The organism is Streptomyces sp. NPDC058576 (genome assembly GCF_042718715.1).
In the GTDB taxonomy this organism is placed as follows: domain Bacteria; phylum Actinomycetota; class Actinomycetes; order Streptomycetales; family Streptomycetaceae; genus Streptomyces.
The window spans coordinates 35,011-58,492 of sequence record NZ_JBHXPF010000004.1 but is presented as its reverse complement, the minus strand read 5'-3'; the positions used below and the strand labels follow the sequence as shown (position 1 = coordinate 58,492).

23 protein-coding genes are annotated in these 23,482 nt (G+C 71.9%); 12 read left to right on the top strand and 11 right to left on the bottom strand.

Features of this window, described 5'->3' with window-relative positions:
* Positions 1-89: 89 nt before the first annotated feature.
* The 5 genes from ACFWRV_RS04550 to ACFWRV_RS04530 all read right to left on the bottom strand — a co-directional run bounded on the left by ACFWRV_RS04550 (position 90) and on the right by ACFWRV_RS04530 (position 4,334).
* Positions 90-866, bottom strand: a complete 777-nt coding sequence (locus ACFWRV_RS04550; protein WP_215110459.1) for a succinate dehydrogenase iron-sulfur subunit — start codon at positions 864-866, stop codon at positions 90-92.
* Positions 866-2,620, bottom strand: a complete 1,755-nt coding sequence (gene sdhA / locus ACFWRV_RS04545) for a succinate dehydrogenase flavoprotein subunit (RefSeq protein WP_384328146.1) — start codon at positions 2,618-2,620, stop codon at positions 866-868. Before sdhA ends, ACFWRV_RS04550 begins: the two co-directional genes overlap by 1 nt.
* A 30-nt stretch (positions 2,621-2,650) precedes the next feature.
* Positions 2,651-3,133 (bottom strand): succinate dehydrogenase hydrophobic membrane anchor subunit, encoded by a 483-nt coding sequence (locus ACFWRV_RS04540; protein ID WP_384328143.1) that lies wholly within the window; start codon positions 3,131-3,133, stop codon positions 2,651-2,653.
* 5 nt (positions 3,134-3,138) lie between these two features.
* Positions 3,139-3,519, bottom strand: a complete 381-nt coding sequence (gene sdhC / locus ACFWRV_RS04535; RefSeq protein WP_078625614.1) for a succinate dehydrogenase, cytochrome b556 subunit — start codon at positions 3,517-3,519, stop codon at positions 3,139-3,141.
* A gap of 272 nt (positions 3,520-3,791) precedes the next feature.
* Positions 3,792-4,334, bottom strand: a complete 543-nt coding sequence (locus ACFWRV_RS04530) for a 2-oxo-4-hydroxy-4-carboxy-5-ureidoimidazoline decarboxylase (RefSeq protein ID WP_384328138.1) — start codon at positions 4,332-4,334, stop codon at positions 3,792-3,794.
* A 447-nt stretch (positions 4,335-4,781) separates the two neighbouring features.
* Between ACFWRV_RS04530 and ACFWRV_RS04525 the strand changes: the two genes are divergently transcribed.
* Positions 4,782-6,392: a glycoside hydrolase family 20 protein gene (locus ACFWRV_RS04525; protein WP_384328135.1), complete on the top strand. Its 1,611-nt coding sequence runs from the start codon at positions 4,782-4,784 to the stop codon at positions 6,390-6,392.
* A gap of 105 nt (positions 6,393-6,497) precedes the next feature.
* Complete coding sequence (locus ACFWRV_RS04520; protein ID WP_384328132.1) at positions 6,498-7,076, top strand: hypothetical protein; 579 nt, start codon at positions 6,498-6,500, stop codon at positions 7,074-7,076.
* Between the two features lie 229 nt (positions 7,077-7,305).
* Here ACFWRV_RS04520 and ACFWRV_RS04515 read toward each other — a convergent pair whose 3' ends face one another.
* From ACFWRV_RS04515 to ACFWRV_RS04500, 4 genes are all read right to left on the bottom strand, one after another.
* Entirely contained in the window at positions 7,306-7,593 is a 288-nt protein-coding gene (locus tag ACFWRV_RS04515; RefSeq protein ID WP_384328130.1) for a hypothetical protein, read from the bottom strand.
* A 189-nt stretch (positions 7,594-7,782) separates the two neighbouring features.
* On the bottom strand, positions 7,783-8,403 hold the full coding sequence (locus ACFWRV_RS04510; RefSeq protein ID WP_384328127.1) for a dihydrofolate reductase family protein: 621 nt from the start codon (positions 8,401-8,403) through the stop codon (positions 7,783-7,785).
* Positions 8,403-8,909, bottom strand: coding sequence for an SRPBCC family protein (locus ACFWRV_RS04505; protein ID WP_384328124.1), 507 nt, complete (start codon positions 8,907-8,909; stop codon positions 8,403-8,405). Before ACFWRV_RS04505 ends, ACFWRV_RS04510 begins: the two co-directional genes overlap by 1 nt.
* Before the next feature lie 3 nt (positions 8,910-8,912).
* Positions 8,913-9,254, bottom strand: coding sequence for an ArsR/SmtB family transcription factor (locus ACFWRV_RS04500; protein ID WP_384328122.1), 342 nt, complete (start codon positions 9,252-9,254; stop codon positions 8,913-8,915).
* A gap of 447 nt (positions 9,255-9,701) precedes the next feature.
* On the opposite strand from ACFWRV_RS04500, the gene ACFWRV_RS04495 reads away from it, so the two are divergent.
* The 5 genes from ACFWRV_RS04495 (at position 9,702) to ACFWRV_RS04475 (ending at position 14,490) form a co-directional block, all read left to right on the top strand.
* Positions 9,702-10,181 carry a hypothetical protein gene (locus ACFWRV_RS04495; protein WP_384328119.1) on the top strand — a complete coding sequence of 160 codons (480 nt, stop codon included), beginning with the start codon at positions 9,702-9,704 and terminating at the stop codon, positions 10,179-10,181.
* A 407-nt stretch (positions 10,182-10,588) separates the two neighbouring features.
* Positions 10,589-11,542, top strand: a complete 954-nt coding sequence (locus tag ACFWRV_RS04490; protein ID WP_384328116.1) for a hypothetical protein — start codon at positions 10,589-10,591, stop codon at positions 11,540-11,542.
* A gap of 232 nt (positions 11,543-11,774) precedes the next feature.
* Complete coding sequence (locus tag ACFWRV_RS04485) at positions 11,775-12,026, top strand: hypothetical protein (protein WP_384328113.1); 252 nt, start codon at positions 11,775-11,777, stop codon at positions 12,024-12,026.
* Between the two features lie 563 nt (positions 12,027-12,589).
* Positions 12,590-13,363 carry an RNA polymerase sigma factor gene (locus tag ACFWRV_RS04480; RefSeq protein ID WP_384328110.1) on the top strand — a complete coding sequence of 258 codons (774 nt, stop codon included), beginning with the start codon at positions 12,590-12,592 and terminating at the stop codon, positions 13,361-13,363.
* Positions 13,363-14,490 carry a hypothetical protein gene (locus ACFWRV_RS04475; RefSeq protein WP_384328107.1) on the top strand — a complete coding sequence of 376 codons (1,128 nt, stop codon included), beginning with the start codon at positions 13,363-13,365 and terminating at the stop codon, positions 14,488-14,490. The genes ACFWRV_RS04480 and ACFWRV_RS04475 overlap by 1 nt, the downstream gene beginning before the upstream one ends.
* Positions 14,491-14,705: 215 nt before the next feature.
* On the opposite strand, the gene ACFWRV_RS04470 is transcribed toward ACFWRV_RS04475, so the two are convergent.
* On the bottom strand, positions 14,706-15,797 hold the full coding sequence (locus ACFWRV_RS04470) for a L,D-transpeptidase family protein (RefSeq protein ID WP_384328104.1): 1,092 nt from the start codon (positions 15,795-15,797) through the stop codon (positions 14,706-14,708).
* 225 nt (positions 15,798-16,022) lie between these two features.
* Between ACFWRV_RS04470 and leuE the strand changes: the two genes are divergently transcribed.
* Entirely contained in the window at positions 16,023-16,706 is a 684-nt protein-coding gene (leuE, locus tag ACFWRV_RS04465; RefSeq protein WP_384328101.1) for a leucine efflux protein LeuE, read from the top strand.
* A 19-nt stretch (positions 16,707-16,725) separates the two neighbouring features.
* Here leuE and ACFWRV_RS04460 read toward each other — a convergent pair whose 3' ends face one another.
* Entirely contained in the window at positions 16,726-17,187 is a 462-nt protein-coding gene (locus ACFWRV_RS04460) for a MarR family winged helix-turn-helix transcriptional regulator (protein ID WP_384328098.1), read from the bottom strand.
* Between the two features lie 176 nt (positions 17,188-17,363).
* Between ACFWRV_RS04460 and ACFWRV_RS04455 the strand changes: the two genes are divergently transcribed.
* From ACFWRV_RS04455 to ACFWRV_RS04440, 4 genes are all read left to right on the top strand, one after another.
* A complete protein-coding gene (locus ACFWRV_RS04455) occupies positions 17,364-18,347 on the top strand; it encodes a glycosyltransferase family 2 protein (RefSeq protein ID WP_384328095.1) in 984 nt (327 codons plus the stop codon).
* A gap of 3 nt (positions 18,348-18,350) precedes the next feature.
* Positions 18,351-19,745, top strand: a complete 1,395-nt coding sequence (locus ACFWRV_RS04450; RefSeq protein ID WP_384328092.1) for a polysialyltransferase family glycosyltransferase — start codon at positions 18,351-18,353, stop codon at positions 19,743-19,745.
* A 66-nt stretch (positions 19,746-19,811) separates the two neighbouring features.
* A complete protein-coding gene (locus tag ACFWRV_RS04445) occupies positions 19,812-21,131 on the top strand; it encodes a hypothetical protein (protein WP_384328089.1) in 1,320 nt (439 codons plus the stop codon).
* Positions 21,128-23,458 (top strand): polysaccharide pyruvyl transferase family protein, encoded by a 2,331-nt coding sequence (locus tag ACFWRV_RS04440; RefSeq protein WP_384328086.1) that lies wholly within the window; start codon positions 21,128-21,130, stop codon positions 23,456-23,458. Before ACFWRV_RS04445 ends, ACFWRV_RS04440 begins: the two co-directional genes overlap by 4 nt.
* Positions 23,459-23,482 lie beyond the last annotated feature (24 nt).

The window sequence follows — 23,482 nt, the reverse complement described above, 5'->3', positions numbered from 1 at the left end:
GAGGCCCCGGTGCAGCAACAGACCCCGCCCCCGGCGGCGGTGAGGCTGCGGGGGCGGGGCCTGTCGACGTAACAGTTGTTACGGGAGGGTCAGAAGCGACGCGTGATGAGCGCGCGCTTCACCTCCTGGATCGCCTTGGTGACCTCGATGCCACGCGGGCAGGCGTCCGTGCAGTTGAACGTGGTGCGGCAACGCCACACGCCGTCACGGTCGTTGAGGATCTCCAGACGCTGCTCGCCGGCCTCGTCGCGCGAGTCGAAGATGAAGCGGTGCGCGGCGACGATCGCCGCCGGGCCGAAGTACTGGCCGTCGTTCCAGAACACCGGGCACGAGGACGTGCACGCGGCGCACAGGATGCACTTGGTGGTGTCGTCGAACCGCTCGCGGTCCTCGGCGGACTGCAGACGCTCGCGGGTCGGCTCGTTCCCCTTGGTGACGAGGAAGGGCATCACGTCGCGGAACGCCTGGAAGAACGGGTCCATGTCGACCACGAGGTCCTTGAGGACCGTGAGGCCCTTGATGGCCTCGACCGTGATCGGCTTGTCCGGGTTGATGTCCTTGATCAGGGTCTTGCAGGCGAGCCGGTTCTTGCCGTTGATCCGCATCGCGTCGGAGCCGCAGATGCCGTGGGCGCAGGAACGGCGGAACGTCAGGGTGCCGTCGAGCTCCCACTTGATCTTGTGAAGGGCGTCGAGGACACGCTCCTTCGGGTCGATCTCGATCTGGAAGTCCTGCCACTGGACCTCGTCGGAGACCTCGGGGTTGAAGCGGCGGATCCGGAACGTGGCGGTGATGAACGGGGAGTCGGCGAAGCCCGCCTCGGGCTTCGCGGTCCCGTCGGTCTTGTCCAGGGTCGGGGTAGCCATCAGTACTTACGCTCCATCGGCTGGTAGCGGGTCGTCACGACCGGCTTGTAGTCGAGCCGGATCGACTCGGCGCCGTCGGCGGCCACCTCGCGGTACGCCATGGTGTGGCGCATGAAGTTGACGTCGTCGCGGTTGGGGTAGTCCTCGCGGTAGTGACCGCCGCGGGACTCCTTGCGGGCGAGCGCGGAGACCGCCATGACCTCGGCCAGGTCGAGCAGGTTGCCCAGCTCGATGGCCTCCAGCAGGTCGGTGTTGAACCGCTTGCCCTTGTCCTGGATGGACACGTTGAGGTACCGCTCGCGCAGCTCGGCGATCTTGTCGACCGCCGTCTTGATCGTCTGCTCGGTACGGAACACCATCACGTTGGCGTCCATGCACTCCTGGAGCTCCAGGCGCAGCGCCGCGACGCGCTCGGTGCCGGTGGAGGTGCGCAGCCGCTCCACCTGGTCGGCGACGAGCTGGGCCGGGTTCTCGGGAAGCTCGACGAAGTCGCTCTTCACCGCGTACTCGGCGGCCGCGATGCCCGAGCGCTTGCCGAAGACGTTGATGTCCAGCAGCGAGTTGGTGCCCAGCCGGTTGGCGCCGTGCACGGAGACACAGGCGACCTCGCCGGCGGCGTACAGGCCCGGGACGACGGTGGTGTTGTCGGCCAGCACCTCGCCCTCGACGTTGGTCGGGATGCCGCCCATGGCGTAGTGCGCGGTCGGCTGGATCGGGATCGGGTCCGTGTAGGGCTCGATGCCGAGGTACGTCCGCGCGAACTCGGTGATGTCCGGGAGCTTGGCGTCCAGCTGCTCCGGCGGCAGGTGCGTCAGGTCCAGGTACACGTGGTCACCGGCCGGACCGCAGCCGCGGCCCTCACGGATCTCCGTGTAGATGGAGCGCGAGACGACGTCACGCGAGGCGAGGTCCTTCATGACGGGCGCGTACTTCTCCATGAAGCGCTCGCCGTCCTTGTTGCGGAGGATGCCGCCCTCACCGCGGGCGCCCTCCGTCAGCAGGATGCCCATGCGCCAGATGCCCGTCGGGTGGAACTGGAAGAACTCCATGTCCTCCAGCGGCAGACCGCGCCGGTAGCAGGCGGCCTGGCCGTCACCGGTCAGGGTGTGCGCGTTCGACGTCACCTTGAAGAACTTGCCGGTGCCGCCGGAGGCGTAGATGACCGACTTCGCCTGGAAGACGTGGATCTCGCCGGTGGCCAGCTCGTACGCGACGACGCCGGAGGACTTCTTGACCCCGTCGACCTCGGTGATCAGCTGGTCCAGGACGTAGAACTCGTTGAAGAACTCCACGCCCTCCTTGACGCAGTTCTGGTACAGCGTCTGGAGGATCATGTGGCCGGTGCGGTCCGCGGCGTAGCAGGACCGGCGGACGGGGGCCTCACCGTGGCTGCGGGTGTGACCGCCGAAGCGGCGCTGGTCGATGCGGCCCTCGGGCGTCCGGTTGAACGGCAGGCCCATCTTCTCCAGGTCGAGGACGGCGTCGATGGCCTCCTTCGCCAGGATCTCGGCGGCGTCCTGGTCGACCAGGTAGTCGCCGCCCTTGACCGTGTCGAAGGTGTGCCACTCCCAGTTGTCCTCCTCCACGTTGGCGAGCGCGGCGGCCATGCCGCCCTGCGCCGCGCCGGTGTGGGAGCGGGTGGGGTAGAGCTTCGTCAGCACGGCGGTGCGGCTGCGCTTCGTCGACTCGATGGCCGCGCGCATGCCGGCGCCGCCGGCGCCGACGATGACGGTGTCGTACTTGTGGATCTGCATGGTTTTCCTCTGGTCCCTCTGTCCCGGCGCCTAGCGGATGTTCGGGTCGAAGGTGAAGATCACCAGCGTGCCCAGCAGGACGGTGAACACCGTGGCGGTGTACAGGAGCATCTTCAGCCAGAAGCGGGTTTTGTCCCGTTCGGCGTAGTCGTTGATGACCGTACGGAGCCCGTTGCCGCCGTGGAGCATGGCGAGCCAGAGCATCGTCAGGTCCCAGACCTGCCAGAACGGCGAGGCCCAGCGGCCCGCCACGAAGGCGAAGCCGATCTTGGAGACGCCGCCGTCGAGCACCAGCTGGATCAGCAGGTGGGTGATGACAAGGACGACCAGGACGATGCCCGACAGGCGCATGAAGAGCCAGGCGTACATCTCGAAATTGCCGCGCGAAGCCTTGGGGGTCTTGCCCGTGCGCTTGCGCGGGGGCTCGATCACCGGGGCCGGGTGGTCGATGTCGTAGAGGCTCACGGCCTCGACGTCGCCGATCGCGGCTGCGGAAGAAGTCTCGCTGGACATGGGCCTCAGCTCCCGAAGACGTCGCGTACGGCGTGACCGAGGACGGGGTACAGGGCCCCGACCATCAGCACGATCCAGATGCCCATCACGGTCCAGAGCATCTGCTTCTGGAGTCGCGGGCCCTTGGCCCAGAAGTCCACGGCGATGATCCGGAGACCGTTCAGCGCGTGGAAGAGAATCGCGGCCACGAGGCCGTATTCGAGGAGCGCGACGATCGGCGTCTTGTACGTGGCCACGACTTCGTCGTAGGCCTCGGGGGAGACGCGGACAAGAGCGGTGTCCAGGACATGTACGAACAGGAAGAAGAAAATGAGGACACCGGTGACTCGATGAGCCACCCACGACCACATGCCTTCCCGGCCGCGGTACAGCGTTCCAGCCGGCACGGAAGAACCCTCCGGGAGCGGGGATTGGGGTCGGCCGGCTTGACTGTCGGTCTGACCCGGCCGGGTACGGTCCACCGGCCCCGGCCATCGTAGCGACGCTTTGTCGGTTCGTATCCGCCGGGGCCTCTGGTGTGATCAAAGTGGCAATCAAACAGGCACGTACGGGCTAGAGCGCCCCTGTCGCGCGGGGCCCGCGGGGCTCGGCGCCCGGGGGCCGCGAGCGGGCCGCCCGGCGGGGCGCGGGCCCCCTGGCCCGGGAGCCGCCCCTGGCGTCACAGGTCCGCGGCGACCAGTTCGACGATCCGGCTCCGGGCGAGTCGGCGCAGTTCCTCGGCGGTGACCGCCCGCTCCTCGTCCACCTCGTGCGCCAGCCGGACCCGGATCCCGGCCAGCACCTGGTCCACGTGCTGGGAGGGCCCGAAGGCGTCCAGGCAGATCACGAAGGCGTGGCCGAACCTGCTCTCGTACGCCGCGTGCGCGGCCCGCAGCGCCAGATGGGCGGCGCGGGGAGCGTCGTGGTGCAGGCAGGGGGCCGGTTCCGCGGCCAGGGCTTCCGCGATGTCGCGGGGGGCGAGGTCGTAGCCCGCCTCGTCGGACGCGGCCAGTAGAGCGCCGAGATCGGGGTAGGGGCGGTGGGCGGCCATCCGGTGCGCCCAGCGGAGACTGCCGCAGCACTCCAGGAAGGCCGCCTCGGCGGCGGCGAAGGGGAGGCTGTTGAAATGGGCCAGACCGACGGCGTGATCAAGCGGCGCCCCGTCGGCGGGCGGCGTCTCCGGGGCGCCGGCCGGAGCCGGGTGGCGCGGCTGCACGGGCACGGCCGACCGGCCGGCCGGGGGCGTGGATCGCTTCGGCAGGCCGGCGGGTGACTCGCTGGACCTGGACAGCGTGGACTCCTCGTATCAACGACAGCTGTGACCCGGTGGGCCCCGGGATCCCGCACGGGGTCCTCAGGGGGTGAGCAAGGTCTTCCGTCCCTGAAAGACAGGCGGGAGCGCAAGGAGGTTGCGCGGGGTGGGAGTGAAGAGGGAGACGAATGTGCCGCAACGCTAACGAGATCGGTCGGCGGCCGTCCGGCGGACCGCAGAAGAATCACCCGAACGGGAGGGTTTCGGAACGCGTGATGGACGTCTGACCTGCGTCGGCCGGGGTTCTGTCCGCTCGCCCGATGTCCTCGATGGGCGAGGCCGCGACAAAAATGCCAGCCTTGCACCCAGTTCACTCGTCTCACCCGCCCTTGCCCCCTCAACGGAGGAATCTGCCCGATGTCGCCCTCGCGTGGTGCCCTTGTCACCGGCGCGGCTGTCACGGCCGCGGCCGCCGTCGTCCTCACCGTTGTCGTCTGGCCGGAGGGATCCGGCAGCGGACCGTCCGGCGACACGGCGTCGCCCTCCGGCACCTCCGCCGAGGCCGCCGCCCCGTCGCCCTCCCGCAGCTACCCGATGTCGAGCACGCCGAGCACGATCCCCGCGGTGCGCGAGCACACCGCGGCCCGGGGGCCCGGCTGGCAGCCGGGCAAGGACAGCACCGTCGTCATCGCCAAGGGCAGCCAGGTGCTCGCCGACGAGGCGGAGCTGCTCGCCAAGGAACTGAACATCCGCTACCGGGGCGCCGAGCCGGCCCGGACGGGAGACGTCGAACTGGCGCTCGGCGCCAAGGACACGGGCCCCTCAGAGTCGTACACGCTCACCGTGCGCGACCGGAAGGTGAAGATCAACGGCCCCGACGAGTCGGGCGTCTTCTACGGCACCCGCACGCTCAAGCAGTCGCTCAAGGCGGACCGCACGGTCCCCGAGGGCGTCGTCAACGACCGGCCGGACCGGCCGCAGCGCGGGCTCAACCTCGACATCGCGCGCAAGCACTACAGCGCGGAGTGGATAGAGGACCGCATACGCGAGATGGGCGACCTCAAGCTCAACCAGCTCGGCCTGCACTTCTCCGACGACCAGGCCTTCCGGATCGAGTCGAAGTCCCACCCCGAGGTCGTGTCCGAAGAGGCCCTCACCCAGGACGAGGTCCGCCGCATCGTCGGCCTCGCCAACAGCCGGCACATCGAGGTCGTCCCCGAGATCGACTCGCCCGGACACCTCGGCGCGGTACTGGCCGCCCACCCCGACCTCCAGCTGCGCAACACCGCGGGGGTCGAGTCGAAGGGGTCCATCGACATCTCCGAGCCGGGCGCGGCGAAGCTCATCGACGAGCTCCTGGAGGAGTACACCGACCTGTTCCCGGGGCGGTTCTGGCACCTCGGCGCGGACGAGTACCAGGCGCTGACCGTCCAGAACCCGGCCGTCTCCTACCCCCAGCTCCAGCGGGCCGCCGAGGAGAAGCACGGCGCCGACGCCACCATCGAGGACCTGGCCACCAGCTGGCTGAACGACCGCGCGGACGTCGTCGTCCCGAAGGGCCGGACCGCGAAGGCCTGGAACGACGGGCTCTTCCGCGGCACGAAGGTCAAGGCCGACGAGAACATCGAGATCGAGTACTGGACCGGCAAGGAGATCGGCGCCCGCCCGCCGCAGGAATACCTCGCCGAGGGCTACAAGATGCTGAACCTCAACGACGAGTTCCTGTACTACGTGCTCGGCGAGCCCAACGAGTTCGTCTACCCGACCGGCGAGCGGATCTACGAGCAGTGGACCCCGCTGGTCCTGCGCGGCACCGAACCCGTGGCCGAGCGCTACTCGAAGCAGATCCTCGGCGGCCGGTTCGCCGTCTGGGGCGACCTGCCGAACGCCCAGACCGCCGAGCAGGTGGCGAACGGCATCAGGATGCCGCTCGTGGCGACCTCGCAGAAGCTGTGGGACCCGCGGGAGCCCGAGCTGAGCTGGGCACAGTTCCAGGAGCTGGCGAAGCGGACCGGCAGCGCGGGCTGATCCCGGCGGCGGCTCCCGGCGGCCCCGGTGCGCGCTGCCCCTCAGTGGCGATGTGACGATTTTCAGCCATTCGGCGCAGTATCCGGTAGACCGAGGGAGACGTCGATGAGTCTGCTGGAACTGATCGAACGAGCCGACGAGCGCGCACTGGCCGCCAGTGCGCTGGCCTGTCTGGACCGATGCCTGCCGCTGCTCGCGGGGCCGGACGGAGAGCCCCTGCGGCCGCTCTGGGCGAGCTGCGAGGACGGGCAAAAATGGGCCACACGGCTCACCGCCGCCCGAACGGCGATGGAACAGACCTCCGTCCCCGACGGCCCGGCCGCGCTCGTACGGGCGATGCTCGGCGCGGCCCCCTCCGACTTCGCCGCCGTACCGCTGCGGGAGTGGGCCGAGGCCTGTTCGCTGGTCGCCCTCAGGGTCCACGGCCGGTTCGACGCCCCGGACGGGGACGCCCCCTCGGACGAGGAGGACCTGCTCCGGGCGGCCCGCAGCGGTGAACCCGCCGCCGTGGGCCCGCTGGTCGCGGGTGAGCTGGAACGGCAGGTCCGCATCCTGGAGATCCTCGCGGAGACCACCGGCACAGCGGGCAGCGGCGCCGGCCTCCGCAAGGCGCTGGACCTGTCGACGGAGGGCCGCCGGGTCCTGCGCGCGGTGATGTCGCGACGGGCGCGGGTACGGGGCTGAGGGCGACGGCCCGACGGGGGCGGCGACCTGCGCGCATCGACGATCCGACGTCAGAGGGCCGCCCGGCGGGTCGGTGGCGCGGTGCCACGGAAGGAGCCCCGCGGGGCACCGCGGATCGGCCGGGCGTCACTTCGCCGCGTCCATCGCCGCCAGGGCCTGCGCCCGGCCGACGTACTTCAGGCGGGCGAGATCGGCCAACCTCCGCACGCCGAATGCCCGGGTCGCGCCGTCACGCCGCCCGCCTGGGAGCTCCGGTGCGCGCATCTCCGCGCGTCTGGTCAATGATCCAGTCCAGGGCGTAGGGGCCCGTGCTGTAGGCGGGAGCCGTACGCCATATCCGGGCGAAGACGCCGACCAGGGCATCCTTTGCCTGGTCCACGGTGGAATGCTGGGGTCGCAGGAGGGCGAGGAGGAGCGGCGCGACGAGGTCGTACAGCTCGGCCAGGGCTTTCGTGCTCCCGTGGGCGATCAGCACCAGCAGGTCATCGGCCCGCGCCGTGGCGCGGCCAGGGACCACGCACGCCGTGTGCGGCGAGCGACCGGCATTCCGCTGCCGCTGCTGTGTCCCCGACTCCGCTTCCTTCACACGTCTCACCCTATCGGTGCTCCCGGCTGTCGCCCGGGCCGGAGGCCGACTTCGCTGCCAGGGCGGGCCGGCCGTCCGCGGGCAGCCGACCTCTGCGGGAGCGCGCCGAGGTCGGGCCGGTCACCGCTCCCGGACGGCGTAGGTCACATGCGTCACCCTCGGGGAGGGCTCCGCCCGGACCTGCTCCAGGGCCACGCGGCCCGCGTCCACGCCCTCGAACAGACGGATTCCGGAGCCGAACAGCACGGGTGACAGCGCGATGGAGAACTCGTCGACCAGGCCGGCGTTCACGTACTCCAGGATCGTCGCGCCGCCGCCCGCGATGCGGACGTCGCGATCACCGGCGGCCTCGCGGGCCTGGTCGAGCGCGGTCTCGATGCCGTCGTCGACGAAGTGGAACGTGGTCCCGCCGGGACGTTCCCAGGGGTCACGCTTCTCGTGCGTCACGACGAAGACCGGCGTGTGGAACGGCGCCTCCTCCGGCCACATCTGCTCGCCGGCGTCGAACATGCGCTTGCCCATCACGCTCGCGCCGGTGCGCTCGAACGTCTCCCGCACGATGTCGTTGTCGCGCCCTTCCTCACCGCCCTCGCCGAGTTTCAGGTTCTCGCGGAAGAACCGCAGCGGGAAGACCCACCGCTGGAGCTCCATCCACTGCTGCCCCATCAACTCCTCGGCGGACTCGGGCGCGATGAACCCGTCCAGCGACATCGACACGCTGAAGAACACCTTCCCGGCCATCAGCCCTCCGCCCCCTTGCGAAGGGTCTCGGTGACGTAGGCCGCCAGGTTGCTGAGGGTCTGACGTCCGGCCTCGATCGCGTGGTACTTCTCGACCGCCTCGTCGCGCTGCTCCTTGGTGGGGAACAGCGTGTGCATCTCGATCCGGGTCGCCGTGCCCTCGGGCTCGAACGTCAGGACCGACGCGAAGGCGTTCGGGTCGTCGCGGGTCTCCCCGTGGAGCATCGCGATCCGCTCCGGCGGGGCGAGCTCGGTCCAGGTGATCCACTCCTGGTAGTCCGTCCCGTCCGGTCCGTGCATCACGAAGTCCCACTCCCCGCCGACGCGGAACTCGAACGCCCGTGTGGTGGTGGTGAAGCCCTCCGGCCCCCACCAGTGCGACAGGTGCCGCACCTCGGTGAAAGCCTCGAACACCAGCTCCCGTGGAGCGTCGATAAGCCGGGAGATGACCGTCTCGCGGTCGGCTGTCGCCGACTCGGCCGACGTTCCTTGTCCTGTCGCGCTCATCAGTTACTCCGCTTCCCTTGTCTGCTTCAGGTCCCGCACGTAGGCGTCCAGTCGGCCGAAGCTCTCGTTCCAGAACTGCTCGAAACCGCCGGTCCACTCGTGGACGGACCGCAGCCCGCCGGCGTCCAGGCCGTACAGGCGCTGCTTGCCCGCCTTGCGGTCGCGCACCAGTCCGACCTCCCGGAGCACCCGCAGGTGTTTGGACGCCCCCGGCTGGGTCATCCCCAACTCCTGGGCCAACTCGGTCACCGACCGCTCGCCCGCCCGCAGCAGCACCAGGATCTCCCGGCGCTGCGGCTCGGCGATCGCGTTGAAGACGTCCGACGTCGTCGCTGCTCGTGCCATGAGGCGATCGTATGCCGATATCGGCATACGTCAAGCGGGAGTGATCGCCGGGGTCGGCGCGGCCGACCTGATCCAGGCGGAGAGCGTCACGCTCCGTGTTCGTGGGATCAGTACTGCCGGCCGGCGGGGGACTGCCTCCGCAGTCGGTCCGGCAAAGGCCCTCGCGTTCGCGCGCCATGACGCAAGAAGCGACACGCAATCGAAAGTGTGAACCGGCGTCAGTGGGTCACCCAGACGACCCAATGAGCAGTCAACTTCCTTTCGAATGAACGTCTTTCAGTCCGCACATTCCCCGATGAGGGGCCTCGCCCCTTCGCGGGAAGGCGACTGAACGGCCCATTCTTCACACTTTCCTCTGATCCCATGCATCACTTAAGTCGCTTTTAGGTATGTTCGTTCTCGGCGCGGCCACCCGGTCGCCCAGACCTCGAATCAGGAAGATGTGAGATGAAGAATCGCTCACTCGCAGTGACTGCTGCCATCGTCGGCGCGGCGGCCCTCACCGCCACGGGCATCAACTACGCGGTCGCTTCCGACCAGGCGCCCCAGGCCCCCAAGCGCCCCGCCCCCGCGTCCGCCCCGGCCGCCGCGTCCGCCCCCGCCCCCCAGGGCGGAAGCGGCAAGCAGGACTACGACCACGAGGGCCGGATCCACGTCAACGAGCGGTCCTACTCCGCGGCATCGGACGGCTGCACGATCGCGGTCAGCGGCCTCGGAGCCCGGAGCTTCAACATCCGCAACGACACCAACAAGACCGTCGAGGTGTTCCGGGGTGCTACCTGTGACAACGGGGCGCCCATCGCCACCGTGGGCCCGCACAGCACCAGCAACGGCGTGAAGCCGCACTGGGTCGACGGCGGCCTGTACGTCGAGGACGGTGTCGTCGGCAGCTTCCGCGTCGTCGAGAGCAACCACGGCAAGTGGTAGTCGCGCCATCAGCGCCATACCGAGACCCCGGCCCGTCGGAATCGGGCCGGGGCCTCCGGTACAGGCGTGCGCCTGGCCGCCGGCCAGTCAGCAGTGGCGGTAGGAACGAACGAGCCACCTCTGACCGGTGCGGTACTTTCAGCACGATACTAGGTGCTTGCTACATATTACGCCCGTCGGCGTAGGCGTCTGGTGTCGTCCGTTGAACGCGACCGCTTCTGAGCGGCACATTCCCTGAAGGCAAGCCCGAAAAGGCGGTAGCAGTCGGCGGTGGGGGAGCCGCCGCCGACTGCCGGCCACGGCCGGCAGGCCATATCCGGGAATCCGGCGATACGGGTCCGATCTCATTCCGGGCACACGGCCGGCTGAGCCACCTTCCTGATGGACCCTACTCAATGGTGAGACTCATGAAGCTCTACAGCGGTTCTTTGAGAAAAGCCAGAGACCCCCATGCGACAGCCCTGGCACGACGGCTTGACGCGTGTATCGACGACGCGGCGTACTGGTCGAAAAGGATGCCGAGAGAGGTCGCTTCCCTGGTGAACAGGGCCAGGCGCTTCAGCATCGCCTCGGGAGCACTCAGTTTCTCCACCGGTCTGCTGGCCTGGCCTCTGGTCGCCGAATCGTCATCGCTCACGGCGCAGACGGTGATCTCCGGTCTTTCGGGGCTGGCCGCGCTGGCGATCACCGCCCCCTATGCCGGCGGCCTGAGTGACCGCGGAGATGAAAGCATCGATCTGTGCCGCGCCTATGGCGTGGCGCATCGCGATCTCCTTGAGGCAAAGGCCCGCATGGCCGGCGGAAGCAGGCGGGCCAGTGCACAAGCGGCCGAGGCGATCGACAGGTTCGAGTGCATTCAGGAGCGCAGGGAGGCCCTCCGCCTGCCTGGTCTTCCTGTGCGCGAAGAAATTCCCTCCGTCGGCGCGGAACACGAGCAGCTGGGTCAGGGGCTGCCCCCGTCGCACGAAGCGGAACCGCCTCCGCTGCCGTCGAGACACATCTACGCGGCCCTGGACGAGGAAATGCGCGCAACACTCGCTCATATGCTGACGAGCAGGTCGGAGCCGATGGGCCTGGCGCTGGGCCCGGAAACCTGGACCTCCGTTGCCGCACTGCACCCGGTTCCGTCACCGGCGAGAACCCCGGACGCGGAATCGGCCGACCGCTCACCGGCGGAACCTCGACCCGCTCTGCCCGGCCAGACGTCGCGCAGCCATGACCGGGGCAGCTACTGGGAAGAATTCCTCGGGAGCGTGGTGGAGACCGGCCACCGGGCCACTCGCGCGGGAAAGGACTCCACGAACGCGGTCGCGGCGTACTTGGGATTGGCCGAACGTACCGCCTGCCAAAAGGACCTGTGACACCGCGCCGGGCCTACGCGCGGTGGAAGGACGGCGCCTCGACCCGCTGACCGCCCCGGACCGGCGCACGACAACAGCCCTCAGGGTCACCCGGCTCACCGGTCAGCTTTCAACCAAGGCTCCAGAAGGGTGCATTACCGCTCCGGCGAGGCGGGGCACTTCGGCGTGCGGCGGGAAAGCGGTAAGAGTTCGTTCTGCCCGATAGCCATTACGTCTTTCGAGAGGAACACTCATGCTTCGCCGTATCGCGTTCACCCTGGCCACTGTCGCCGCCGCCGGTTTCGTCGCCGCCGCCCCCGCCGCCGCCAACGACTGGGAGGGCGGCAAGGCCGAAGGCGGCTACCAGCACGTCGAAGGGCACAAGGCGTACGCGGAATACCAGAACCTCGGCGGCCCGTACGGCATCACCTACGCCAAGGAGAAGAAGGCCCACTTCGAGGCCGAGCGCGGTTACTTCTCCACCCAGTACCTGCACGGCCGCTAGAGAACACACCGTGTGCAGGGCCTGCTCCTCGGGGGGCGGGCCCTTCGCGCACAGGCCCCTTCGCCACCGGACGGGCGGTGGATCGGCCCGCGAGGCGATTCCTCGCAGAGTGGCCCAGCCCTCCCGCCCGCGGGCGATGCCCGGCGATCCACCAGCTCGGGGACTCCCTCGTCGATGAAGTTCGGAGGGCGCGCGAAGCCGGGATGGGTCGGTCACGCGCCGGCCGTGCAGCGGCCGCGACACCCGCGTCTTCGGGTGGTCACGGAGAAGGCGGGCGCCCCACACAGCGCCTGGTCAGGCGACCACGTGTTGGAGCGACGACCGGGGCCGCCACCCCCCACAGGAGAGGCCCCGGCCGTCTTCCACGGGGTCGCAGCACGACCCCGTACTCATCTCAGCGCCATGACTGCGTTTTCTGTCACACCGGAGCAGCGGCCGACGAATTGTTGCGAGTTGTACAAGTCATGGACGCGACCCCCGCCGAGCACGTAGCGTGCTGGTTCGCGCAGGGTTGCGCAGCAGTTGACCAGCTGCGATTGAGGACGGCAGAGCGGGTTGAGGGAGTGCTGGGGGACGACGCGGAGCTGACTGCCGCGGTGCTCGCGGCGCAGGACGGGGACGAGGACGCCTTCCGTGCTGTGTACCGCGCGGTGCAGCCACGGTTGTTGGGCTACATACGGACGCTGGTCGGGGAGCCGGACGCCGAGGACGTGGCGTCCGAGGCGTGGCTGCAGATAGCGCGTGACCTCGACCGCTTCAGCGGTGACGCCGACCGGTTCCGGGGCTGGGCCGCGCGGATCGCGCGCAACCGCTCTCTGGACCACCTGCGGATGCGCAGCCGCCGCCCCGCGATCGGCGGCGACGAGACCGAGCTGACCGCGCGCGCCGCCGAGTCCGACACCGCGGGTGACGCCATCGAGGCGCTGGACACCGACCGCACCATGTCCCTCATCGCCCAGCTGCCCCAGGACCAGGCCGAGGCCGTCGTACTGCGGGTGGTCGTCGGGCTCGACGCCAAGAGCGCGGCGCAGACCCTGGGCAAGCGGCCCGGCGCCGTACGCACCGCCGCCCACCGCGGCCTCAAACGACTGGCCGAACTCCTCGGCGCCGACGGTCAGCTTCCGGCGCCCCGGGCCGACGGCGACGGCGCGTTCGGCCCGGACGGCACCCCGGAACCGGCACAGGCCGCCGCGGGCGACGCGAATCAGGACGCGGGTGGCGGCGCCGGGCTCGGCGCCGTGCCCTCCCAGCGGCCCGGCCGGGGCGGTCCGGCTGCGCCCGCCGTGGTCACTCCCGGTGTGACGCATTCGCGACCGTGGACGCAGAAGGACATGTGATGGCCGACGAGCACTACGAGTGGCTTGACAAGGACGCGGCGGAGAGACTTCTCCGCGGCGAACCGGTCGTCCCCGTCGGCGACGAGGCCCGCACCGACGCCTTCCGCCTCGCCGAAGCGCTCGGCGCGGCCCGCGAGGGGCTGTGGGTCCCGGCAGGTGAACTCCCCGGCGAGGCCGCGGTTCTCGCCGCGTTCCGGAAGGCCGGCCACGGCAGCGGTGTGGACCGGCTCGCCGGCCGCGCCGCCGGTGCCGCCGTCCCCGGCCGGCCCGGCCTGCTGCACGCCGTCCAGCTCGGCCCCGCCCCCGAAGCCCCGGACCGCCGCCCGCGCTGGAGCCGGCCGGTCCGCTTCGGTCTGGTCGCCTCGCTCGCGGGCTGTGCGCTCGGCGGGGTGGCGGTCGCCGCCGGTACGGGCGTGTTCACCGGGACCTTCGGCGGACAGGGTTCGCCCGCGCCCGCCACCTCCGTATCGGCTGCCGTGACCCCCGGGCCGCTGACGTCCAGCGAGCCCGCCGACGACCCGTCGTCCCCGGCGGACCCGTCCTCGCCCGCCGAGCCGGAGGCGTCCTCCTCGCCCGAGACCCGGGAATCCGGCGGGCCCGAGACGCCCGACGGCGCGCGGACCGGCGAGACCGGCCGGGAGTCCGACCAGGACCGTCCGGGCACCCCGGACAGCCCGGGCGGCGACGGCCGGGAGGAGACCTCCGGGAGCGGCGACGGCCAGGACGACCGGCCCGGCGGCCCCGCAGGCTCCGGCGACGACACGGACTCCGGGAACTGGTACGAGAAGTCCGTCAAGGCCTGCAAGGCCTTCCGCGCGGGCACGCTGGACGACCGGAGCCGACGCCAGCTGATCCAGTTCGCGAAGGGCGAGAAGAACCTGGAGCGCTTCTGCGACCGCCTCCTCGGCGGCAGCGGCGGTGGGGACGGCGGCTCCGGCGGTTCCGGCGGCGGGGACGACGATGACGACGGCCCGGGCGACGACGGCTCGCGCCCGCCCGTCTCCTTCCACCCCGTACCGCGCGCCGCCGCGGCCCCGGAAGCGGGGAAGGGAGCGGACGCCGGTGCGGACAGCGCGGCCGGGCCGCTTCCCCGGAGCTCCGAAGCGGCCTCCGTACTCACCCGCTGACCGGCGGTTCCAGCCCTCGGCGAGCGGCCCGGACAGCCAGGTGTGACGTTTTTCGGAAGCCGGGCGCAGTACAGAGTGAGCCGACTGGTCATCGGCCGCGCAACGAGCCGGGGTTCCCCCCGTACCTTCGGCTCAGCGCATCGGCGCGGGCGGGACACGTTCCCCCGGTCCCGCCCGCGCCCTCTCTCCTCACCCCGGTCGGCCGTGCGCCGGGCTCACCAGTAGACGACGACCTTGTCGCCGTTCTTCACCTGGTCGAAGAGGGCCGCGACCTTCTTCTTGTCCCGTACGTTGACGCAGCCGTGCGACGCGCCGCCGTAGCCGTCGGCCGCGAAGTCGGCGGAGTAGTGCACCGCCTGGCCGCCGCTGAAGAACAGGGCGTACGGCATCGGGGTGTCGTAGAGCGTCGACACGTGGTCCCGGGACTTCCAGAACACCTCGAACACGCCCTCGCGGGTGGGCGTGTACTCCGAGCCGAAGCGCACGTCCATCGCGGAGACGACCTTGCCGTCGATCATCCACGCCAGGGTCCGGCTCTCCTTGCTGATGCACAGGACCCGGCCCGTCAGGCACCGTTCGTCCGGCGCGGCCACCGGGCGCTCGGTCGGCGGGGCCAGCTCGGCGGCCGTCGGCGTCCGGGTCATGGCCAGCAGCCGCTTCCAGGTGACCTCGTCGGTGCTGCCGGTGACCGGCAGGCTCCGTTTGGCCTGGAAGGACCGTACGGCGTCGGCGGTGACGGAGCCGTAGTAGCCGGTGGGGTTGCGCCCGAAGTGGCCGATCTGGCGGAGCCGGGCCTGGAGTTCGCGTACCCGGTCGCTCTCCGACCCGGTCCGCATCAGGACCCGCGGCGGGGGCGCCGTGCTCGGCTCCGGGGCCGGCCGGGCGGTCGTCGGGTCCGGGGCGGGCGGGGTGGTGGACGCCCGCGGGGCGGGCGTCGGCGCGGTACGCGGCTTCGCGTCCGCGGGGGCGGTGCGCGTAGGGGAGGGGGCGGCGGTCGGGGCGGCGGCCTGCGTGGCCCGCACCGGCGGCGGCACGTCCTGCGCCCCCTCGGCGGCCCCGGCCTCGCACCCCGTCGCGAGGGCGGCCAGCGCGACGAGGGAAACGGCGGCGGCGCGACGCGCCGGTGCGGGCCGTGATGTCGCTGCCGGTACGGGGTCCGGTATCGCCCCCGGTAGGGGCCCCGACCCGGCTCCCGGTACGGGCCCCGACCTGGCCCCCCGTACAGGCCCCGGTATCGCCTCCGGCGTCCGCGTCCCGTGCGGGTCCCTCGGTCCCCGCACGTCCCACCGGCTGTTCGTGTCCGCCATGCTCAGTCCCCCTGGCTCACCCGCCGCCCCGCCGTCCCGGCGCCTTCTGTACGGATTCCCGTCCGGCCCGGTCACCGAATCCTCTGTCGGACGTCCGCCGCGCGTCCAGCCCCCCGAGCGGTCGCCCGGTCGATCATGGCCGGGGCCGACACGGCGCCGGCCGGCCGATATCACCTGATGAAACCCCCTGGACGGCGCCCCGCACGCACGTGCGAGACTCCGTTCATGCTGGGTGTCACCGATCTTCCGACGTATCTCGCCGGCCTTGCGCTGATCGTTCTTCTGCCGGGGCCGAACTCGCTGTACGTGCTGTCCGTCGCCGCCCGACGCGGCGTACGTACCGGCTACAAGGCCGCCGCGGGCGTCTGGACCGGGGACACCGTCCTGATGACGCTCGCCGCGCTGGGCGCCGCGTCCCTGCTCACGACCACGCCCCTGCTCTTCGCGATCGTCAAGTACGCGGGCGCGGCCTATCTGACCTGGATGGCCATCGGGATGCTCCGGGCCGCCGTGAGCCTGTGGCGCGAGCGGCACCGGCGCACCGCCGAACTGGCCGAGACGGTCGAGACGGCTGACGCGGCCGAGGCTGCCGGGGCGGCGGGCCCCGTGGAGCGGCCCTACCGCCGGGCGCTGGTGGTCAGTCTGATCAACCCGAAGGCGATCCTGTTCCTGATCTCCTTCTTCGTCCAGTTCGTCGACCCGGGCTATGCCTATCCGGCGCTGTCGTTCCTGGTGCTGGGCACCCTGCTCCAGCTCGCCAGCTTCGCGTATCTCTCCGTGCTGATCTTCGGCGGCACCCGGCTGGCCGCCGTCTTCCGTCGGCGTAAGCGGCTGTCGGCGGGGGCGACTTCGGCGGCCGGCGTCCTGTTCCTCGGGTTCGCGGCCAAGCTCTCGCTCAGCAGCGTGTAGTCCGAGGGGGCGGCGGGCCTCAGTGGTGCCAGGCCTTCCCCCCGACGTTGTGGATCATCCGCTGGAGCACCTTGAGCGCGGCGACGAACTCCGCCTCGGGGATGCCCTCGTGGATCTCCGCGCTCGCCCGGGCGACCCGGGCGAGCGCCTTCTCGCGCAGCGCCCGCCCCTCGGGGGTCAGCCGCAGCCGGGCCCCGGGGTCCTCGGTGGCCAGCCCCCGTTCCAGGACGGCGGCAACGGCCTCCTCCATGCCGTCGGCCCCGGTGTCGAGGTAGCCGCTGAGCATGGCGACCAGCTCGGCCCGGTCCCGTCCCTCCTCGTCCGCCCCGTCCAGTTGGTTGAGCACCCACCAAGGGGGCTGGGTGAGGCCGTGCTCGGCCAGGGCGGACCTGATGTGGGTGACCGTCGCCTCGTGCGCGGCCCAGCTCCAGTAACCGATCGGCTGGCGGGCGAGTCCCGCGTCGTCGTGTGAGTAGTTCATGCCTGGAACGTAGGACCTCAAGCGGGCTTGAGGTCAAGCGCGGGTGCGAAGTCCCCCGGCGCGCGCCCGGTCATCCGGCGGACGTGCAGAGTTCACCCGCTGTCGTGGCGGGCGTCACCCGATCCTTCCGCCGTCTCACTACGTTGTCGGGACCATGATCGAAGGCGAGGGCACGCGTGCCGAAACTGTCCGTTGTCGTACCGCTCCACAATGTCGCTGCCTACGCTCCGACCACGCTCGGCAGTCTGGCCCGCAACGCGGACCCGGACATCGAGTTCCTGCTGGTCGATGACGCGTCCACCGACGGCACGCAGGACATCGTCGACCACTGGGCCGAGCGGCTGCCGCGCGCCCGGGTGATCAGACACGGTACGAACGTCGGCATCGCGGCCGCCCGCAACAGCGGAATCGACGCCGCCGAGGGCGACTGGCTCACCTTCCTCGACGGCGACGACTGGTACGCCCCCGGCCATCTGGGCCGGCTGGTGCGCGCCGCCCAGGATCTCGACTGCGACTTCGCCCGCACCGACCACGTCCAGTCCACCGGCACCACCCGCGTCGTGCGGCGCGCCCCCGCCCCGCTCCGGGACACGGTGCTGGACCCCCGCGAGGGGATCGGGGCGCCCGAGCGCGAGACCATGGTCGACTACCCGTTCGTCTGGGCCGGGATCTACCACCGGCGGCTCTTCGCGGACGGCGCCCAGCGCTTCGCCACCGAACTGCGCACCGCCGAGGACCGGCTGTGGGTCTGGCAGCTCCATCTGCGCGCCCGCACCTACGCGTCGCTCGGGCTGTACGGCATCTTCTACCGGCGCGGGGTCACCACCTCCCTCACGCAGATCAAGGACGCCCGTCAGCTCGACTTCTTCGCCTCCTACGACACGCTGCTCGACACACTGCGCGCCGATCGGGACGCGGAGACCCTGCTGCCCAAGGCCGTCCGCACCTACTGCGCGATGATCGCCTTCCACAACGAGAAGGCCGACGACTACGAGCCCGCCACCGCCCGGCGGCTGCGCGCCGAGTCCACCGCCGCGCTGGGCCGGATGCCGCAGGACGTGCTCGACCGCACCCTGACGATGATCGACGACCGGCGCGGCACGCTGCTCAGCCGTCTGCGCACCAAGCCGGCCAAGCAGACCAAGCAGAAGGCCGCCTGACCGATGACCGTGCCCGATCCCGTACCCACGCCCGTACCGACCTCCGTACGCACGCCCCTGCGCACCCAGATCTTCCAGGTCTCCACCCTGTACGGGGCGGCCACCCTCGCCGCCGCGCTCGACGCCGGACAGTTCGGCCGGGCCGTCGACAGCCACCGCATCCTGCTGGTCTCCAACAACGCGGCCGTCCCCGAGACCGCCCTGCGCCTTGAGGAGATGCGCGGTTACGGATCCCTCGCCGCCCGCTTCGACTCCGTCGTCGACTGGAACGAGGCGATCAGCCCGCACCACCCGGGCGGCTGGGGCCCCCGCTCCGAGGAGACCGTCCTGTGGCAGCGGGCCTTCCGCCTCGCCTGGGACATCGCCCCCGAGGCCCCCGTCGACCTCGCCGTGGAGTCCATCCAGGTCAACCCGGCCCGCGCGCTGGCCGCGATCTTCTCCGCGAGCGCCGTCCACGTCTACGCCGACGGCCTGATGACCTACGGCCCCACCCGCAACCGGATGCCCCAGTCCATCGCCTGCCGCATCCGCCGCGTCCTCCACCTCGACCTGGTCACCGGACTGCGCCCGCTCCTCCTCGCCGAGGCCGGCGTCGAACCCGAACTCGTCCCCGACGACGCCTTCCGCGCCGTCCTCTCCGAGATCGCCGCCGCGGCCGAGGGCGACAAGGGGCTCGCCGCCGCCGAGGCCGCCGCGCCCACCGCGATGCTGCTCGGCCAGTACCTCGCCGCCCTCACCATCCTCACCCCGGAGGAGGAGGAGGACCTGCACATCCGGATGCTGCGCGGAGCCGCCCGCGCCGGGCACACCTCCATCCTCTTCAAGCCGCACCCCACCGCCCCGGCCCGCTACTCCCGCGCCCTGGACGAGGCCGCTGCCGAACTCGGCGTACGACTCACCACGCTGGACAGCCCGCTGCTCGCCGAGACGCTGTACGAGCGGTGCGCGCCCACCCTCGTCGTCGGCTGCTTCTCCACCGCGATGTTCACCGCCGCCGCCTACTACGGCATCCCCGTCGCCCGCGTCGGCACCCGGCTCGTCCTCGACCGGATCACCCCGTACGAGAACAGCAACCGCATCCCGCTGACGATCACCGACCACCTCGTGCCCGACCTGGACGCGCAGGACGGCGGGGCCGTCCCCCACCTGCCGCGCACCCCGCCCGACACCCTCGCCCCGCTGGTGCGGACCGTCGGGTACTGCATGCAGGCCAAGCTCCACCCCGGGCTGCGCCCCGGGGCCGAGGCCTGGCTGCGGGAGCACCTCGACCCCACCACCCAGCACTACTTCAAGCGCCGCCGGCTGCAGAGCCTCACCCTGCCCGGCGGCGGCCCCCGGGGAGCGGCGGTCCGGCTGCGCCGCACCGTACGGCGCACCCGCAGCACCCTGGGCCTCTGACCCGGGTCCGGGGCCGGGACCCGAACCCCGGCGCCGGCGTCCGACTCACAGAACGGCGGAACGAGCATGGGCCAGACCCTCACCGGGCTGCTCACGTCAGTACGTGCGATAGCGGGACGGCCGGGGACGCCGACCCGGGAACGCCCCGGCGGCGGACCGGACCCGGCGCTCCTGGCCGCCCTGCGGCTCTGCGGCGACCACCTCGCCGCCCTCGCCGCCTCCGGGCCCCTCACCGACGCCCGCCGCACCCGGCTCATCGCGTCGATCGGCGCCCTGACCACCGCGTGCTCCACCCCGGGCGCCGACGCGTTCGACGCGCTGCTGCGGACCGGACAGCAAGCACTGGACAGCGGGGGCGACGCCGAGGCCCGCCTCGCCCTGGCCCTCGCCGACGAGGCGACCGCCCTGCGCGCCCGCTCCAAGGGCGCCTGGCGGCTGCGCGGCAACGCCCTGGACGCGCTCGGCCGGGGCGAGGAGGCGATCACCGCGTACGAACGCCACCTCGCGCTCCAGCAGAACACCGCCGCCTCACGCGACGTCGAACGCCGGATCGCCACCCTCCGCGCCGCGGGCGACCGCATCGACGAGGCGCTGGCACTCTTCGCCGACGGGGCGGCGGGCCTCCGCCTCTCCCGCCACCTGCCCGCCGCCGAGGCCCGCGCCGCCTTCACCGAACTCGTCCGGCTCCGCACCGCCGAACTCGGGGCCGCCGACCCGGCCGTGTGCCGGCTCGCCGCGCTCTACGCCGAGCACCGCCGGCTCGCGGACCGCGACCCGATGGCCGACCCGCTGCTCGGCGGGGCCGAGCCCATCGGCGTACCCGGTCTGCGCCGACTCGTCGCGGGCCGGACGGTCTGCCTGGTCGCGGACACGCCGCGCACCGCCGAGCAGGAACAGCGGCCCGGCGGTTCGCTCGCCGCCCTGATCGAGGGCTACGACCTCGTCGTGCGCTGCGACGCCGTACGCCATGCCGCCCCCACCGCCCGAACCGATCTGCACGTTGTCACCCTGCGCGGCGACGCCCCGTGGCAGGGCCCCGGGTGGGACCGGCGGGCAGCCGCCCGTCTGGTCTTCGGCGACCCGCTCCCGCACTGGCGGCTCGCCCTGCGCACCCGGCTCGTCCCCGGCGCGCAGGACCGCGTCGGCGACGCGACGCTGCGCCGCCCGCTGCACGATCCGGCGCTGCTCGGCGGGACGCCCGACGGCGACGGGCCCGCGAGCACCGCGTACACCGTGCTGCGGCTCCTCGACTTCCTGGGCACGCCCGCCCGGGTGGACCTCATCGGGTTCGAAGGACCGGCGGCCCTGTCCCCGCGCGAGCGCGAGTGGATCGGGGCGCGGACCGGGAACGCGGACGACACCGCAGTGAGGATCAGCCTGAGATGACCACGCCCGCCCCCTCCACGGTGACCGCCACCGACCCCGCCGACGACCGCCGTGCCGTCACCGGGAAGCGGCGGATCGCCTTCGCCGTGCACGTCGCCGACGCGGACGAACTGCCCGGGCTCCACGCCCTCCTGCGCAGCCTCGCGCTCAGCAACCCGGGTCTCTGCGAGGACGTCGTCGTCCTGCACCCCGGCCTGCCGGACGCCGCCTTCGACGCCGCCCGCCGGCTGCACCCCCGGCTGATCCCGCGCACGGCCGGCGGACCGCACGACGTGTTCCGCCTCGACGGCTACGACACCGTCCTCGCCCTCACCCCCGCCATGGTCGTCCTCGGCCGGCTCGACGCCCTGCTGAGACTCCGTACGGGCGTGGCCGCCGTGCCGCGCCCCGGCCCGGACGGCGCCCCGGACCCGCACGGCGGCATCCCCGACGACGGGCTGCTGGTCGTCCAGCGCCAGGATCTCGACCCCGTACCGCCCGCCGCGCAGGACGTCCCGGAGGGCCTCCTCGTACCCCTGGACTCCCGGTACGACTTCCGGGCGCTGCGGCTCCACGACGACCTGCCGGTGCCCGAGGGCGTCGTCGTCCTGAACTTCGCCGGCGTGCCCACGGGAGGTACCGGCCCCGCCCACGCCGCCAGGCAACGGTTCGAGCTGGACGACGACGCCTTCCGGGCCGCCTGCCTCGCCCGCCCCGGCGCCCTCCACCCCGACCTGCTGCTGCACCTCGCGCTCCCGCTCCCCGACCGGCCCCGGCCCCCGATCGACCTGGTCCGGCAGCTCGCCGAGATCCACCGGGGGCGCGGCCACCACGACCAGGCCGTCGCCCTGCTGGGCGAGGCCGTCGCGGGCCGCCCCGACCTGCCGCGCTGCCACGAGACGCTGGGCGTCTGCCTGATGGCGCTGTCGCGGTACGAGGAGGCCGAGACGCACCTCCTCCTGGCCACCGCCTCACCGGACTTCGCACCCCGCGCCTTCGGCCAGCTCGCCCGGCTGGCCTGGCTGCTGGGCCGTACCGAGGATGCCCGGGGATATGCGCTCGCCGGTCTGGAGTCCGACCCGACCGACGCCAACTGCCGTGCCTGGTACGCCCGTACGTCCCAGAGGGGCAGCACGGCCGGCGACGCGGCCTCGCCGGGCACCCCGCCCGGCGAACAGGTCGCCCACGTCGCGCTGTTCGCGGACGGCGAGGAGAACGCGGGCGACAAGGTGCTGCCCGAGGCGGTCCGCAGCTGCTTCACCGCCGACACCGGCCCCGACCGCTGGCACCAGCAGCACGCGCACCTGCTGGTCGACGAGGCCGGCCTCGAACGCCTCAACGCCCGGCGGGCGGTGATCGTGGGCGGCGGCGGGCTCTTCCTCCCCGACACCGCGCCCAACGGCAACAGCGGCTGGCAGTGGAACATCCCCGACGACGTGCTCGCCCGGATCACCGCCCCCCTGGCGGTCTTCGCCGTCGGCTACAACGTCTTCGACGGCCAGCGCTACCGCCGCGAGCGGTTCGCGGACTCCCTGCGGGCCCTGGTCGAGCGGTCCGCCTTCTTCGGGCTGCGCAACCACGGCTCCGTCGCCCGGGTGAGGGAACTGCTGCCCGCGTCCCTCCGCGAGAAGGTCCGCTACCAGCCCTGCCCCACCACGGTCGCCCGCCACCTCGACCCCCGCCTCGCCGAACCGGCGGCACGCGAGGACACCGTGCTCATCAACTGCGCCTACGACCGGGCCGGGCTCCGCTTCGGCCACGACTACGGGCACTTCCTCGCGGAGATGGCCGCGGCGATCCGGGCCCTGTCCGCGTCGGCGCAGGTCCGTTACGCCGCGCACATGCCCGCCGACGAACGCTTCGTCGACGATCTGCGCCGCGAGCACGGCCTCACCCTCCCCGTGGAGCCCCTGTACCTGCTCTCCAACGACGCCATCCGCGACCTCTACCGGCGCACCCGGCTGGTGATCGGGATGCGCGGGCACGCCGGGATGATCCCCTTCGGCTGCGGCACCCCCGTCATCAGCCTGGTCTCGCACCCGAAACTGGCCTACTTCCTGGCCGACATCGACCGGCCCGACTGGGGCGTCTCCGTCCACGAGCGCGCTCTCGGCGCCCGGCTCGCGGAGCGGGCCCGCGCGGTGCTGGCCGACCATCCGGCGGCGGTCGCCGACGTCCACGACCGGCAGCGGATGCTCTGGTCGGTGACCCGGGACAACCTCGCGCTGCTGCGTGGACTGACCGGCCTGCCCGACCCGTTCGGCGATCCGGACGCGAGCCTCGCGGTACCCGCGCCCCGGCCCGCCGCCGACCGGGACCACACCGCCCGCCCCCGCAACCACGCGTGACCCGCGCCGCCCCGGCCCGTGGTC

Excerpts from the sequence above, each read along its gene's own strand:
- ACFWRV_RS04475 (WP_384328107.1), top strand. The coding sequence starts at position 13,363 with ATGGCCGACGAGCACTACGAGTGGCTTGACAAGGACGCGGCGGAGAGA.
- ACFWRV_RS04460 (WP_384328098.1), bottom strand. The coding sequence starts at position 17,187 with ATGAACTACTCACACGACGACGCGGGACTCGCCCGCCAGCCGATCGGT.
- ACFWRV_RS04440 (WP_384328086.1), top strand. The coding sequence starts at position 21,128 with ATGACCACGCCCGCCCCCTCCACGGTGACCGCCACCGACCCCGCCGAC.
- ACFWRV_RS04520 (WP_384328132.1), top strand. The coding sequence starts at position 6,498 with ATGAGTCTGCTGGAACTGATCGAACGAGCCGACGAGCGCGCACTGGCC.
- ACFWRV_RS04470 (WP_384328104.1), bottom strand. The coding sequence starts at position 15,797 with ATGGCGGACACGAACAGCCGGTGGGACGTGCGGGGACCGAGGGACCCG.
- ACFWRV_RS04505 (WP_384328124.1), bottom strand. The coding sequence starts at position 8,909 with ATGAGCGCGACAGGACAAGGAACGTCGGCCGAGTCGGCGACAGCCGAC.
- ACFWRV_RS04525 (WP_384328135.1), top strand. The coding sequence starts at position 4,782 with ATGTCGCCCTCGCGTGGTGCCCTTGTCACCGGCGCGGCTGTCACGGCC.
- ACFWRV_RS04510 (WP_384328127.1), bottom strand. The coding sequence starts at position 8,403 with ATGGCCGGGAAGGTGTTCTTCAGCGTGTCGATGTCGCTGGACGGGTTC.
- ACFWRV_RS04485 (WP_384328113.1), top strand. The coding sequence starts at position 11,775 with ATGCTTCGCCGTATCGCGTTCACCCTGGCCACTGTCGCCGCCGCCGGT.
- ACFWRV_RS04490 (WP_384328116.1), top strand. The coding sequence starts at position 10,589 with ATGAAGCTCTACAGCGGTTCTTTGAGAAAAGCCAGAGACCCCCATGCG.
- ACFWRV_RS04445 (WP_384328089.1), top strand. The coding sequence starts at position 19,812 with ATGGGCCAGACCCTCACCGGGCTGCTCACGTCAGTACGTGCGATAGCG.
- ACFWRV_RS04550 (WP_215110459.1), bottom strand. The coding sequence starts at position 866 with ATGGCTACCCCGACCCTGGACAAGACCGACGGGACCGCGAAGCCCGAG.
- ACFWRV_RS04540 (WP_384328143.1), bottom strand. The coding sequence starts at position 3,133 with ATGTCCAGCGAGACTTCTTCCGCAGCCGCGATCGGCGACGTCGAGGCC.
- ACFWRV_RS04500 (WP_384328122.1), bottom strand. The coding sequence starts at position 9,254 with ATGGCACGAGCAGCGACGACGTCGGACGTCTTCAACGCGATCGCCGAG.
- leuE (WP_384328101.1), top strand. The coding sequence starts at position 16,023 with ATGCTGGGTGTCACCGATCTTCCGACGTATCTCGCCGGCCTTGCGCTG.
- ACFWRV_RS04450 (WP_384328092.1), top strand. The coding sequence starts at position 18,351 with ATGACCGTGCCCGATCCCGTACCCACGCCCGTACCGACCTCCGTACGC.
- ACFWRV_RS04495 (WP_384328119.1), top strand. The coding sequence starts at position 9,702 with ATGAAGAATCGCTCACTCGCAGTGACTGCTGCCATCGTCGGCGCGGCG.
- sdhA (WP_384328146.1), bottom strand. The coding sequence starts at position 2,620 with ATGCAGATCCACAAGTACGACACCGTCATCGTCGGCGCCGGCGGCGCC.